Source organism: Lyngbya aestuarii BL J, assembly GCF_000478195.2.
GTDB classification, from domain to species: domain Bacteria; phylum Cyanobacteriota; class Cyanobacteriia; order Cyanobacteriales; family Microcoleaceae; genus Capilliphycus; species Capilliphycus aestuarii.
Map to the genome: position 1 here is coordinate 1 of NZ_AUZM01000409.1, position 330 is coordinate 330.

1 protein-coding gene is annotated in these 330 nt (G+C 40.0%); it reads left to right on the forward strand.

Features of this window, described 5'->3' with window-relative positions; translation table 11 throughout:
* Nucleotides 1–283: hypothetical protein (locus M595_RS28720; RefSeq protein ID WP_040484828.1), on the forward strand; the 283-nt coding region annotated here is incomplete at its 5' end.
* Nucleotides 284–330 lie beyond the last annotated feature (47 nt).

Sequence of the window (330 nt, forward strand, 5' to 3'; positions counted from 1 at the left end):
GTCAGTGAAACCAAAAGTTGTACACCAAGAACGCCCCGAAATTATGGAAAGCAAAGAAAAAAAAACGGTAACCCCCCGCGTTGAAACAGAAAAAGCTGTTGAATCCAACGGTAAAATGCCAAGAATTGAACGAGAACCCATTGAAACTCAACCCCGAGTTCTCTCCGATCATTCCGAGAATATCAAAAGAAATAATTCCCGAAAGATCGAAGGTCAAAAGGTATCTGACGATCCAGAAATTATTATTATAGATCGCCGAGACGAACAAGATCAAACCCCTTAAAAGCGTCACAAGTTTTTGTTTTTGTATAAAGAGATCGGAAGAGCACA